Origin of the sequence: Streptomyces composti, assembly GCF_012034205.1 — a bacterium.
GTDB lineage: Bacteria > Actinomycetota > Actinomycetes > Streptomycetales > Streptomycetaceae > Streptomyces > Streptomyces composti.
On sequence record NZ_JAATEM010000072.1, the window covers coordinates 1 to 2,952 of the forward strand.

The following is a 2,952-nucleotide window of genomic DNA, read 5'->3' on the forward strand; positions in this document are numbered from 1 at the left end:
GGTCGGGCGGTCCTGGCCGTACGTGGCGAGGAGCGCCTGCGCCTCGATCGGGTCACCCAGGGTCGTACCCGTGCCGTGCGCCTCGACCGCGTCGACCTGCTCAGGGGTGAGACCGGCATTGGCGAGGGCCTGCCGGATCACCCGCTGCTGCGAGGGGCCGTTCGGCGCGGTCAGCCCATTGCTGGCGCCGTCCTGGTTGACGGCCGTGCCCCGCACGATGCCCAGGACCGGGTGTCCATGCCGTTCGGCATCGGAGAGCCGCTCCAGCAGCAGCATGCCGACGCCCTCGCCCCAGCCGGTGCCGTCGGCGGCCTCGGCGAAGGCCTTGACCCGGGCGTCGGGGGCGAGTCCCCGCTGCCGGCTGAACTCCACGAAGACCTCGGGAGTCGACATGACCGTCACACCGCCCGCGAGGGCGAGCGAGCACTCGCCGGAGCGCAGGGACTGGGCGGCCATGTGCAGGGCGACCAGGGACGACGAGCAGGCGGTGTCGACGGTGACGGCCGGGCCCTCCAGGCCCAGGGTGTATGCCACGCGGCCCGACGCCACGCTGCCCGCGATACCCGTACCGAGGTAGCCCTCGACGGTCTCCGGCACCTGCCGGAGCAGGGTGGCGTAGTCCTGCCCGTTGCTGCCGACGAAGACGCCAGCCTTGCTGCCGCGCAGGGACTTCGGGTCGATGCCGGCCCGCTCGAAGGCCTCCCAGGAGGTCTCCAGCAGCAGCCGCTGCTGCGGGTCCATGGCCAGGGCCTCGCGCGGGTTGATGCCGAAGAAGGCCGCGTCGAACTCGCTCACGCCCTGGAGGAAGGCCCCTTCGCGCACATACGACGTGCCGGAACGGTCCGGGTCGGCGTCGTAGAGCGCCTCCAGGTCCCAGCCGCGGTCGGCGGGGAACGGCGCGACCGCGTCGCCGCCCGCCGCCAGCAGCGCCCACAGCTGCTCGGGCGTCCGGATCCCGCCCGGGAAGCGGCAGCTCATGGCCACGATCGCGATCGGGTCGTCGTCGGCCACCGGCGCACCGGGAGTGGCCACCTGCCCGGCCGCGGCGGTGTCGCCTCCGAGGCCGGGGAACTCGCCCAGCACATGGCGGGCGAGCTCGGTCGCCGTCGGGTAGTCGAAGATCACGCTGGTGGTCAGCCGCAGCCCGGTGGCCGCGTTGAGCCGGTTGCGCAGCTGGACCGCGCCGAGCGAGTCGAAGCCGAGCTCCTTGAACGCGCGGTTCGGAGCCACCGACTGCGGCCCGGCGTGGCCGAGCACCAACGCCGCCTGCGTACGCACCAATTCCAGCACCAGCTCCTCCCGCTGCGGCGCCGTCAGCGCGGCCAGCTGCCCGGCCAGCGACGACTCCTCGGCGCGCTGCGCTCCGCCGGACACGGCCGGCCCGGCCGCCGCCCGCAGATCCCGTACGTCCGCCAGGTCGGAGATCAGCGGGCTGGGACGGGCGGCGGTGTACGCCGGTACGAAGCGGGCCCAGTCGATGTCGGCGACGGTCACGGCCGGAGTGCCGTGGCCGACGGCCTGGGCCAGCGTGGTGAGCGCGAGGTCCGGGGACATCGGGGGGAACCCGCTGCGGTGCAACTGCTCCGCCGCCGCGTGCCCCGTCGCCATACCGGAGTCCGCCCAGGCACCCCACGCCACGGAGGTGGCGGGCAGCCCCAGCGCGTGCCGCCGCTGTGCCAGCGCGTCCAAGTGGGCGTTCGCGGCCGCGTAGTTGGCCTGGCCCTCGTTGCCGAAGGTGGCGGCCGCCGAGGAGAACAGGACGAACGCGTCCAGGTCCAGGTGACGCGTGTACCGGTCGAGAAGCGCCGCGGCGGTGGCCTTCGGACGCAGGACATGGTCGAGGCGGTCGGCGGTGAGGTGGTCCAGTACGCCGTCGTCGAGGCTGCCGGCGGTGTGCACGACCGCGGTGAGGCCCGGGTGCTCGGCGACCAGGGCGCGCACCGACTCGGGGTCGCTCACATCACAGGCCGCGAAGGTCACCGTGACGCCGAACGCGGCGAGTTCGTCGCCCAGGGCGGTGGCCCCGGGGGCCTCGCCGCCGCGCCGGCTGGCGAGGACGAGTTGCTCGGCGCCGTTCTCGGCGGCCCAGCGCGCCACGTGTGCGCCGAGCGCGCCGGTGCCGCCGGTGATCAGGACCGTGCCGCGCGGCTGCCAACCCGTACCGCTGCTGCCTGCCGCCCGGGTCAGTCGGCGCGCGAGGACACCGGCCTCGCGAACCGCCACCTGGTCCTCGCCGCCGGGCGCCGCGGCCAGTACGGCACGCAGGTGTGAGCCGCCGCGCTCGTCGAGCTGTTCGGGCAGGTCGACCAGCCCGCCCCAACGGTCGGGGTGTTCGAGAGCCGCGACCTGCCCCAGGCCCCAGACCTGCGCCTGGGCGGGGTGGGCGAGCGGGTCGGAGCCGCCGGTGGTGACCGCACCCTGGGTGGCGCACCAGAGGGGAGCCTCGACGCCCGCGTCGCCGAGCGCCTGGACGAGCGCCAGGGTCGGGGCGACCGTACCGGCCTCCTCCTCACCGTCGGCGTCCGCGAGCGCGAGCAGCGACAGCACGCCAGTCACCGGGGCGTCGAACTCCGCGCGCGCATCCCGCAGTTGCTCGGCAAAACGCTCCCGGTCGGCCACGGCGGTGTCGAGCACGACCTGCCGTGCGGCACCGTGCCCGCTCTCCAGAGCCCGGACGACGTCACGTACGAGAGGCCGGCTCTCGTGACCGGCAGGCAGCAACAGCAGCCAGTCGCCGGTGAGTTCAGGCGTGTCGGACGCATCCGGCATCGGCCGCCACACCACCCGGTAGCGCCAGCCGTCCACCGGTGAACCACCGGTCTGCTCCCTGCGCCCGGACCTCGCGTCGAGCCAGTACCGGCAGCGCTGGAAGGCGTACGTCGGCAGGTCGACCCGGCGCGGCGTGTTCCCCCGGCCGGTGAAGAAGGCCTGCCAGTCGACGGGTGTCCCGTT

1 protein-coding gene is annotated in these 2,952 nt (G+C 74.5%); it reads right to left on the reverse strand.

Annotation, left to right across the window (positions count from 1 at the left end; translation table 11 throughout):
- Positions 1-2,952: type I polyketide synthase (locus HCJ93_RS28965; protein WP_167998794.1), on the reverse strand; the 2,952-nt coding region annotated here is incomplete at both ends.